Annotated in this window: 6 protein-coding genes; 5 read left to right on the forward strand and 1 reads right to left on the reverse strand. The window is 56.5% G+C overall.

The features are described 5' to 3' along the window. Positions 1 to 230: 230 nt before the first annotated feature. The 5 genes from H5T64_12945 to H5T64_12965 all read left to right on the forward strand — a co-directional run bounded on the left by H5T64_12945 (position 231) and on the right by H5T64_12965 (position 5,480). On the forward strand, positions 231 to 1,718 hold the full coding sequence (locus H5T64_12945) for a gluconokinase (protein MBC7265244.1): 1,488 nt from the start codon (positions 231 to 233) through the stop codon (positions 1,716 to 1,718). 70 nt (positions 1,719 to 1,788) lie between these two features. Next, positions 1,789 to 3,444 carry a DNA polymerase III subunit gamma/tau gene (gene dnaX / locus H5T64_12950; GenBank protein ID MBC7265245.1) on the forward strand — a complete coding sequence of 552 codons (1,656 nt, stop codon included), beginning with the start codon at positions 1,789 to 1,791 and terminating at the stop codon, positions 3,442 to 3,444. Positions 3,445 to 3,504: 60 nt separating this feature from the next. Beyond that, on the forward strand, positions 3,505 to 3,798 hold the full coding sequence (locus H5T64_12955; GenBank protein MBC7265246.1) for a YbaB/EbfC family nucleoid-associated protein: 294 nt from the start codon (positions 3,505 to 3,507) through the stop codon (positions 3,796 to 3,798). Position 3,799: 1 nt separating this feature from the next. Further along, positions 3,800 to 4,399, forward strand: coding sequence for a recombination protein RecR (gene recR / locus H5T64_12960; protein MBC7265247.1), 600 nt, complete (start codon positions 3,800 to 3,802; stop codon positions 4,397 to 4,399). Positions 4,400 to 4,481: 82 nt separating this feature from the next. Continuing rightward, a complete protein-coding gene (locus tag H5T64_12965; GenBank protein MBC7265248.1) occupies positions 4,482 to 5,480 on the forward strand; it encodes a peptidylprolyl isomerase in 999 nt (332 codons plus the stop codon). 195 nt (positions 5,481 to 5,675) lie between these two features. On the opposite strand, the gene H5T64_12970 is transcribed toward H5T64_12965, so the two are convergent. Then, entirely contained in the window at positions 5,676 to 9,560 is a 3,885-nt protein-coding gene (locus H5T64_12970; protein MBC7265249.1) for an immune inhibitor A, read from the reverse strand. Positions 9,561 to 10,183: the final 623 nt, after the last annotated feature.

Raw genomic sequence — 10,183 nt, forward strand, 5'->3', positions numbered from 1 at the left:
TCGTTCACTCGGTGGTATCCTTTCCATGGCGTGTGGTCCTTTCTACCCTTCCGGGATGGTGATGGGTTTGTTCGCCATAGTGTACCACACGCCGTTTGATTTTACAGGAGTGTACTGCCATCACCTTGCGTGCTCCTAAAAAGTGCCACTAATGACAGAAAGCATTTGACATGATGTCCATTTGGTGTAATCTGAACTCATGATTTCTCCGCGCGTGAAGGAGGGCTTGAATGAAGGTACTCCCTGCTCAAAGCGAACCGCCTTATATCTTAGCCATTGATATCGGCACGTCAGCAGTGCGTGCGATGCTTTTTGACCGAAGTGGCCGGCTTTTGGACGGGCTGGCAGCACGTCGTTCCTACACCATGCGTACGGCCAGCGACGGCACTTTTGAAATCGGCCCCGACTTTCTGCTGGATTTGATATTTGGATGCGTGGACGACGTGCTCTCGACTGCTGGACCAATGAGTGGGGAAATCCGCGCAGTGGCCATTAGCACGCTGGTAAGCAATGTGCTCGGGGTGGATGTGCACCATCGTCCTCTTACGCCGATGATAGCCTATGCGGACACGCGCTCGGCACCGGACGTGTTCGTGTTGCGGGCCACGCTCGATGAGCGACTTATCCATCAACGCACGGGCTGCTACCTTCACACCAGTTACCTGCCCGCTCGTTTCCTTTGGCTGGCTCGCACCCAGCCTGAGGTGCTCAGGCAGGCTGCCCGCTGGGTCTCTATTGGCGAATACCTCTTCTTGCGATTATTTGGCCAGGCGGCAGTCAGTTATTCGGTAGCCTCCTGGACCGGACTGCTCGACATTCGCCGCTTGGTGTGGGATGAGGCGCTCCTCGAGGCTCTGCCAATTGGGCTCACACATCTCTCACCGCTGACAGATGTAAACGTACCGCAGATAGGGTTGCGTTCGGAGTTCGCTAAACGCTGGCCTTCTCTAGCAGAAGTGCCCTGGTTCCCGGCCCTCGGTGATGGCGCAGCAGCCGACATCGGCTGCGGCTGCGTCTCTCCCAGACGGGTAGCCCTGACGATGGGCAGCACTGTTGCTATGCGCTTGATTGTGTCCGAAGAATCGGTACCGGTTCCATGGGGCTTGTGGTGCTACCGAGTAGACCGCCGTCGATTGCTCTTGGGTGGGGCTCTCAATGAAGGGGGCATCGTCTATGTCTGGATGCAAAAGACACTTCGGCTAAAAGGGAGCCATGTGGAGCGAGCGCTAGCGGCCATGCCACCCGACAGTCACGGGCTCACTGTGCTGCCCTTTTGGGCCGGGGAACGCAGCCCCGGGTGGTCTGCAAATGCTCAGGCCACGATCCATGGTCTTACTCTCAATACCACCCCGTTGGACATCCTAAGAGCCAGCCTCGAGGCCATCGCTTACCGCATTGCACTGGTCTACGAGTTGTTAGCGGACCTATTACCTGATGATAGTATCATTATCGCCGGCGGTGTTGCGTCGCGCCAATCTCCCACCTGGGTCCAAATCATTGCCGATGTGCTGAACCAACCCATTGCAGTCTCAGAGATAGAGGAGGTGTCTGGTCGGGGAGCCGCATTGCTGGCATTGGAATCATTGGGGGTGTTATCAAACGTAGAGGACGCACCTGGGGAATTCGGAGCTACCTATGTTCCGGACCTGAACCGCCACATGCGTTATCGGGCCGCTATCGAACGACAGCGAGAACTATACGCAAAATTGGTAAACTAAACGCTGCATTTGCGTTTCCGCCTTTTCGGTGTTACACTACACTTGCTCTGTTGCTAGGAGGAGGATCACGGTGTCAGCTCAGGCATTGTACAGGCGTTGGCGTTCCCAAACGTTTGGCGAAATCATCGGCCAGGAACATGTCACCCGAACGCTGCGAAATGCACTCCGAACGGGGCGGATCAGCCATGCATACCTATTCGCTGGACCACGAGGCACCGGCAAGACAACCACTGCTCGTGTTTTCGCCAAGGCGGTCAACTGCCTCGACCCTCACGACGGCGAGCCGTGTAATCAATGCTCTATTTGCCAGAGTCTGAATGAGGGTCGTTCCCTCGACCTCATTGAGATTGACGCAGCCTCTAACCGCGGTATTGATGAGATACGCGACTTACGTGAGAAAATCGTCTTTTCTCCCAGCGAATGCAAGTACAAAGTTTACGTAGTGGATGAAGTGCACATGCTCACCAACGAGGCCTTTAACGCCCTTCTCAAGACGTTGGAAGAGCCGCCTCCTCATGCCATTTTCATCCTGGCCACCACGGCGCCACATCGCATCCCGGAAACTGTCCTTTCTCGGTGCCAACGTTTCGACTTCCGCCGCGTTTCAATGAGCGACCTGTTGCTCAAACTCAATCGCATCTGCACACAAGAAGGGATCCAAGCCGAGCCATCAGCACTCGAATTGATAGCCCGTCGTGCCACAGGCAGTTTTCGCGACGCAGAGAGTCTGCTGGATCAGTTGGTCGCCTTCGGCGATCGAGAGGTTACTTTGTCCCAGGTGCAAGCCCTGCTAGGTACCGCTTCTTCGCAAGCAGTGGAGGAATTCGTTACGCACTTGCGCGACCGAAACGTGGCTGCAGGCTTGGCCCTCATCAACGCTACAATAGACAGCGGCGCAGATCCGCGCCAGTTTGGGCAAGAGGTGCTGGAATATCTGCGCAACCTCCTGCTCATTAAGAACGGTGGCGGGAAACTAATCCACGAGACAAAAGAAGCGCTTCTCAGAATGGAGGCGCTTGCCGAAGGTTTCTCTTCACGTCGCCTGGTGAACGTGATCAAGATTTTTAACGGGGCAACCTTAAGCACGAAACTATCGTCTCACCCGCAGTTGCCCATAGAACTGGCGTTTGTGGAGGCCTCACTGCTCGAAGAGCCAGTCCAAATCACGCCGGAGAACACTTTGTCACCAAGCGCGAGTGAACTCGAACCTGCGCCTTCGCCATCGCGGCCATTCTCTGCTCCCGCCTCGACGATCCACGCCGAGGCTGCCTCGCCTGGCGCATCACAAATTTCGGAGGTTGCCGACAGAGAAGCCACTGTGGCTCCCGAAGCAACACCTGTTCCACCAGGCGGCTCTGTCACAGTAGAACTGGTACGGGAACACTGGGGGCGTTTTCTGGCCGCCATCCGAGAAAAGAGCCGACCGGCAGAAGCGGTTCTCAGAGACTGTGAGCTTGTCAGCGTGCAGGATGGTGTGCTCACCCTCGCTTTCCTCTACCCGTTCCACAAGGACAAATTTGAGGAGACTCGTTCCAAAGAACTGGTAGAAGATGTGCTCAGTAAAATTCTGGGCACACGCTGTCGGGTGCACTGTACGATCTTCCAAGGCAACCGTGAGCAGCGTAAGAAAGAGAAAGAACGCGACCACCGACAAGCAATTGAAAAGGACCCGAGGATCCGCGAGGCAATAGAAAACCTAGGTGCGACCCTGGCGGACGTCGAGTAGGAGGGTTCTATGGGCAGCAAAGGCAAGAGCCGCTATCAGGTGAGTGGCAGCGGCACAGGGATGTTACGCCAAATTCAGGAACTACAAGCCAGAATTCAGGAAGCCCAGGAAGCACTGGGGCGCGAGACCGTGACGGCGACGGTGGGAGGGGGCGCAGTGACTGTGGTGATGACAGGTCATCACAAGGTAGTTTCGGTGCGCATTGATCCCGATGTGGTGAATTCGGGCGATGTGGAGATATTACAAGATCTAATCGTAGCGGGAATCAATGAGGCATTAGAAAAAAGCCAAGCACTGGCGGAAGAACGATTGGGCCCTCTGACTGCTGGCCTTGGGATACTAGGTGTGATGTGAAATGCGCACGACACCAGAACCAGTTGGTCGCCTAATTGATGAGTTGAGTCGTCTGCCAGGTATTGGCCCTAAGACAGCCTCCCGGCTGACGTATTATCTATTGCGCGTACCGGAAGACCAGGTACGTTCCTTGGCGCGAGCGATCCAGGAACTACGCGAACGCACCGTTTTCTGTGCTAAATGCTTTAACATCAGCGAAGCTAACCCCTGTCCCATCTGTAGCGACCCCACACGCGACAATTCCCTCATTTGTGTGGTGGAAGAGCCGCTGGATGTGCTGGCCATCGAGCGCACTGGCGAATACCGGGGGCTTTATCATGTGCTGCACGGCGTCATCTCGCCGATGGATGGTATCGGCCCCGGAGAACTCAGGATCGCCGAATTGCTGGCCCGGCTCCGAGATGGTGGGGTGAAAGAAGTCGTTCTGGCAACGAATCCCAGCCTGGAGGGCGAAAATACCGCCATGTATTTGGCTCGACAGATACGACCCTTGGGCATTCGAGTGTCCAGTCTGGCACGAGGCTTACCCGTAGGGGCAGATCTTGAATACGCGGATGTCGTCACCCTGGCTCGGGCCTTAGAGGGGCGTCGGGAGATGTAGTGCTTTTGAACTGGGAGATGCGCTGTGTGGCAATATCATCAGCGCTCACGGATCGGAAAAAATTAAGGAAAGGAAGTCCATTATGAAATTTCGAGTAACGGTTGTGATTACTGTGGCGGCTGTGCTCCTGACGCTACCCTTTATCGGCTGTGGCCAGGCCACACCTACCACCGCGATTGAGGAGCCAAGTCCGACCCCTATTCCTCCTACGACTACTCCGATTCCTCCAGGCGGCATCGAGATAGCCCTGGCGCTGCTCAAATTGCCAGAGGGGAACGTAGTGGCCCGGGTGAACGGTGAAGCCGTGCTGACCGACGTTTACAGGCAAGAATTGACCCGCCAACTCAAAGTCGCCACTACGCGCTACGGATTAGACTGGAACGACCCGAATAACACCTCTGTTTTGCCGCTCTTCCAGCAGCAGATCCTGGATCAACTCATCAATTTGGAATTAATACGCCAACTTGCCAAGTCAGAAGGGCTGGATCAGGTTACTGAGGCGGATATCGACGCTGAAGTGGAGAAGAACAAGGCCGAGATCGCCAGCAGCGCGACCTACGCCAGTTGGGAGGAATTCCTGCAACTGAACGAACTCACCGAAGAGAGCTTCCGGCGTTATGTACGCGATTCGGTAGTGATCAACCGCATGTTTGAGGCTCACGGTGGCCCATCCGAGGTTGAACAGGTACATGCCCTCCACATCCTGGTGGAAGACGAAGCGACAGGCAAAGAGGTGTTGGAAAAACTGGCGGCAGGCGAGAAATTCGAGGATTTAGCCGCACAATACTCGATTGACACGGGCAGCAAAGATCAGGGTGGTGATCTAGGCTGGTTCCCCAAAGGGCTTATGGTGTCTGAATTTGAGGAGGCGGCTTTCGCTCTGGAGCCGGGCGAAACCAGTGCATTGGTGCAAACCCAATTTGGGTATCACATTATCCGCGTGGTGGAAAAAGGAATCCGCGAACTGGATCCCGACATAAAGGTTCAAGTGCAAGAGGAGGCCTTTAACCAGTGGTTCGACGAACAAAAGGCGAAAGCCACGATCGAGACCTTGTTGGATCTTGGGACATCCTCGCCTTGAGTGGTTAGCCAACAGACACCAGTCTCTGATAGAGTCTCACCGCTATCGAAGCCTGTTCTGACGCAACGAAAGGCCGGTGAAATTACATCATTTCACCGGCCTTTCGATTGTTTGCACAGCAGTCCTGCCGGAGGCAACTCTTGGGAGATTCTGGCAGGCTGGCAGCCAGCCCGCCAGAATCCGTGACCACTCCCCCTATGGAGTGCGTTGCATGACGTTGCCACCGTACAGGGCTGGCCAGACGTACCAGAACTCGATGCCGTCCGGGTTATTCGGCGATTGCCGGCCGAAGCGGTTCAGCACCGAAGGCCCAACGTTGACCTTGCCCGTCGGCGGGACGAAGCGGATCAGGTAGCCGAGTTTGATCTGGTCTACCAGATCAGCCAGTTCGTTCCGGTACGACAGAGCCCAATAGCCTGTGCCTGGAATGGTTACGTTGTCCGAGATCTGCTCCCAGACGTCGTAGTCCACGCCCGACACCCAAGTCACTGGATCGTCCTCCTGCCACGGCTTGAAGGCGTAGAGGCGGACGATGCCTGGTGATGGGTTGGCAGCGATGTCCTGATACAGCCCACTGAAGACGTAGAGTTCGTTGAGGTTCAGGACAGCATTGGGTCGGAGATTGCCAGTCCAGACCTGGGAGCCATTGACCACCAGGCTGATTGGCAGCGGCCTGCCAACCGTGTCCACGGTGTAGGGTCCAAACACATAGGCCCAGAAGTCGTAGCCGGGCGGACCTGCCCATGACTTGGAGAACTCGTGCTTCTCCTCGCCGACCACCTCCACCTCCGTGTCGCCGACAAAGAGTTGTACTTCGTCTTTGCAGAAGCACAGGTCAGGCATGCCAGTCTCGGATCGGCGCTGGAGGCGGACACCGAAGTAGACCTTGCTCATGTCGCTTTGGTCGAAGAAAGCACCAACCGGACCAGAATAGGTATCTATCTTCGGCACGGCATTGCAAGGAGGCCGTACGACTTCCGTCCAAGCCCACTTGGGCCAGTCCATGCCACTGACGCCGTCGTTAAACACCGCCTCGACCTCGACCAGACCCTCAGCGGCCTTGGTGAAAGTGGCATCAAAGGAGATCACTGCGGACTCGCCACCAGCCAGAGTACCGCTCCAGGAAATAGTCCGGGTCGCGGCATCATAAGTGGCAGTGCCGGCCGTGGCCACAAGAGAAGCCTCGTCAATCTCAACGCCGGTCGGTAGGACGATGGAGCAGGTCGGCGTGCCACTCTCGACACCGTTGTTGAGGATCTCGGCATTGTATGTGACAGTGTCGCAGATGAAGGCTTCTTCAGCGCTGACGCCGAAGTCGAAGGCAATGGTGTAGTTGTAGAAGTTGACGTCGGCCCATGTCCCTGCGGCATCCTCCTCAGCAACCTCCAGGTTGACCCCGTAGGCCACGCCGCTATACGCCGGGTCGCCGGGGCCTAAGATGGTCAGGCCATCGCCCCATAGGTCTAAGCCCCAGAACGGCTGGAGGACATCCAGCAGGCCAGGCCAAGTGCGGAACTTGGTGGTGTAGACCTGGTTCTCTACCGAGGGGATGGTGACGCTGGCGTCGCGGTCCACATAGTATAGCCTGTACTGAGCATCCATTCCCAGACCAGGATAGTAGCCCAGGCTGTCATGGAACTCAGGAACCGCGGCCTCACCACCCACCGTGTAGACGGCTACTGGACCCGCTTCCTTTTGCTCGGCTGCCTCAGGAGCATATACAGCACTCTCCCACAGGTCGGTGCCCCACTTGTTGAAGGCGATGTTGTAGCTCTGGGCGCGGCCAGGCATCACCAAACCAGCCAGTTGGCCTGCTGCTGGGTCCACCGGCCAGCGGACGGGGTCATAGTGCGAGTCCACTAGGAGCAGGTAGCCCTTAGGCCCCATGCTCGGCCCTTCCCAAGTAGTGGCATTCACGGCGTTAACGGTCTTGGCCGTGTTGCGGTACCAGAGGAGCATGCCGGGCGCGTTGTACGGGACGCGGTCCACCATCCACTCTTCTGGGTCGAAGAAGAAGGCGATGCCTGTGTCCGTCGTGCGAGAGGTTGAGTAGGCCCACTTGACACCCTCATCGAAGCCATCGGCGTTCACCCATTCCAGCATGTAGTAGTGCGGGTAGATCATAGTGCCGTCTGTAACGATCCAGCCCGCGCCAGGGACGCCCGCCGGGAAGGCGCCAGGTGTGTTCGTCCACGTGCCCAGGTCGCCGGTCTCGAAGTCCTCACTATCGAATACCACACCATCGGCCAACAGTTCGATGTTGTCCACGAACATGCCGATATCGAGGTATGCGGCATCCGTGCAGTAGCGGAAGGACAGGCGGATATTCTGTCCAGCATAGGCCGACAGATCGAAACGCATCTGGATCCAGCCGTCCGAACTACCGGTGATGCCATATTTCAGGTCACCGTAGTCATGGAGGCGGCCATTGGGATCGGGATAGTCATCAGGGGTAGTGATGCCATCCAGATCAGGCAACTGTACCCAAGTTGCGCCGCCATCGGTGGAGACCTCGATGAAGGCAAAGTCCCAGTCCTCTTCGATGACGTAGTCAGTGTAGAAGGTGAACAGGATCTCGGTGCCAGCCGCGTAGCCTGAGAGATCGATGTCTTTCCAGAGGCGGTAGTCGGCCCAGTCGGCATCATTGTTGCTCCAAGCCATGTAGGTGCCGGCGTAAGGCGTGCCAACTTGGACTACTTGGTCGGGCAAGGTGATGAGCGCGGACTCCAGCGTATCGGCGGGCGGGTTGTGACGCTGACCGAGACGCAGTGTCTCGGCTGGGGAATTGTAATCTATCACGTAAGGCTCATTCCAGCCAAGCACCATCTTGCACCAAGCGCTGAGGTTGGCGGGCCAGGTGCCGAAGAGTTCACCTGAGTGGCTGCCGGTGTTCATCAGTTCCCAGAAGTTCGGGTCAGCATCGCCGCCCCCAGTAACGTCGTATACATCCGGCAAGCCCAGGTCATGGCCGAACTCGTGCACCCACACGCCAATGGCGTTGTCCTCGGGCATCATAGTGTAATGGAGAACTCGAATATCATCACTGGGGTCCTCCGGTGTGCCGCGGTCATCCACCACATAGCCACCCACCGCGTCGTCCACTGAACCACTGTGTGACCAGATAGCGTAACTGCCCTGTGCGCCACCGCCGTCAGCGTAGTCCTTGCCGGCATGGAGGATAAGCAGGTGATCCACAAGGCCATCGCCGTCTGTGTCATAACTAGGCCAGTCGAAGTCGGGGTACAACTCGTTGATGCGATCCACTACATCCACTACGAGTTGCCCTACGCCGCTGGGGAAACGCGGGTTGTCGGGGTGACCATTGCCAGCCACTGAGCCGCCGCACAGGGTGGCACCGTAGTAGGCCTCAGAGTGCGTGACTGTGATCCAGCCGATGAGGTCACCTGTAATGGAAATTTCACCCCCAGAAACCTCATCGTAGTAATTGACAAACGTCTTGCCAGAGATATCAATGCCCGGCAGGCCGTCGGCCCCTGTCAGATCGGGGCGGATGCGCTCGGTCCAGCCCTCGGTGGTGTAGACGATCGCATTGTAGAAATCCGGGCTGAAATCCTCGAGCCAGAGCGTATTGTTATCGCGCGGGCCAGGAGCCGGGATCTCATTGTGCATCGGACCGACCATGGTTACGGTATCGGTGACGCACTCGGTCTCGCGTTCGGGGAATGGTTCGCGGTAGTAGTCTACGAAAGTGTCACTGCCCGCAAACTCGACCAAGACAGTGAGTAGCCTCAGTTCGCCTTGCACTGCTGTTCCTGCTGCCTTGGGGCTGATGCCATCACGGACCAGTTGGATCTCGTTCTGTGCGACGCGCTGGGCCGCCCGGGGGTTGGGGATGTCCGGATGCTTGGCGCGCCAATCGCGCAGGTAAGCCCGTGTCGCAGCCTCAATCTCGGCGGCAGTAGCAAAAGGCCCGATGTAGCCCTCATGGAGCAGCCGTTCGGTAGTAACCTTCGGCGCAACCAGGCGAAGAGGCTTGGGCGGATTGCCTGCCAGTGCTGTCCCTGCCAGCAACATGAACAGCGCCAAGCATAACGCAAAGGTCAGTGCTATCTTCCTCATGTTTTTCTCTCCCTCTAACTCCTATTCTCGTTGGTTCCTATATGCAGAAGACCAAAGAACCCAGATTTTTCTCCCTATCGCATCACCTCCTCCACTTCTCACTTAGGGCGGCCAAAAAAGACGAAGGGCGCGTCACAAACTATCCCTCCATTAGGACAGTGTCACGCGCCGGCACTAACAGTAACATATCGAAGGGATTATTGGCTTGGTCTTTTGCCAATCGTGCCACGGAGCTGCCCTCACTCAGGCTGCGAATCCCAGATCCATTACTTCGCTAAAACCAATAAAATTATAGCACAAATTTCATCAGAATGCAAGCAAGTTTAACGAGAGAGTGCTGAAAAAGCCCTTGTTTTTCTGCTCTGGGCTAAAGGGATTAAAATCTCTTTTCAGAGCATTACTGGAGAGAGGAGCAGCAAAATGAGCACCGTAAGATTCAAACCCAATACCAGCAACTCATTCTTTGGCCACTTCTTGTACCAGCAGGTGATACCTGAGGGGTGATGGCAGTACACTCCTGTAAAATCAAACGGCGTGTGGTACACTATGGCGAACAAACCCATCACCATCCCGGAAGGGTAGAAAGGACCACACGCCATGGAAAGGATACCACCGAGTGAACG

This window comes from Chloroflexota bacterium (assembly GCA_014360825.1).
In the GTDB taxonomy this organism is placed as follows: domain Bacteria; phylum Chloroflexota; class Anaerolineae; order UBA2200; family JACIWT01; genus JACIWT01.

What these genes read in the sequence shown, in the direction of transcription:
- H5T64_12945 (MBC7265244.1), top strand. Translation starts at nt 231, where the DNA reads ATGAAGGTACTCCCTGCTCAAAGCGAACCGCCTTATATCTTAGCCATT.
- H5T64_12955 (MBC7265246.1), top strand. Translation starts at nt 3,505, where the DNA reads ATGTTACGCCAAATTCAGGAACTACAAGCCAGAATTCAGGAAGCCCAG.
- recR (MBC7265247.1), top strand. Translation starts at nt 3,800, where the DNA reads ATGCGCACGACACCAGAACCAGTTGGTCGCCTAATTGATGAGTTGAGT.
- H5T64_12965 (MBC7265248.1), top strand. Translation starts at nt 4,482, where the DNA reads ATGAAATTTCGAGTAACGGTTGTGATTACTGTGGCGGCTGTGCTCCTG.
- H5T64_12970 (MBC7265249.1), bottom strand. Translation starts at nt 9,560, where the DNA reads ATGAGGAAGATAGCACTGACCTTTGCGTTATGCTTGGCGCTGTTCATG.